This is a genomic window from Oleiphilus sp. HI0079, from assembly GCF_001635105.1.
This window is the reverse complement of the sequence record NZ_LWFT01000371.1, coordinates 1-414: the sequence shown is the minus strand read 5'-3', so window position 1 is coordinate 414 and position 414 is coordinate 1. Positions and strand designations below refer to the sequence as shown.

1 protein-coding gene is annotated in these 414 nt (G+C 40.6%); it reads left to right on the top strand.

Annotation, left to right across the window (positions count from 1 at the left end; genetic code table 11):
• On the top strand, positions 1 to 197 hold a 197-nt coding region (locus A3750_RS25270), incomplete at its 5' end, for a hypothetical protein (protein ID WP_231871719.1).
• Positions 198 to 414: the final 217 nt, after the last annotated feature.

Below are 414 nucleotides of genomic sequence, written 5' to 3'. Positions count from 1 at the left end.
ATGCAGTAAGAAACGTTGTACCAAAAATGAGATCAGATGGCACCGTAGATTTTGTCGATGGCATAGCGATCAATACGCGCTTTAAAGGCGATATGGACATTAAACATCTATCATTCGGTGATACGAATAAGTCCATTGGTGAGTTGTATTGGACTGATATAGAGTCTGATACTCGCTGGGTTATTTCTGCGCACTAGTTGGAAATCATACTACTGTTAAAAACCCGCTTGTTTGAAGCGGGTTTTTTCGTTTAAGAGGAAGGGACTATTGGATAGTCTAGTGTTTTTGAATGCTATGACAGCGATGTTGGTGATTATTGACCCTATTGGAACTGCGTTGATCTTCAATGCGCTTGTTGGTGATAGAGGGTTTCGTCAGCGTGTCAAAATTGCGTTAAAGGCAGTATTGATAAGT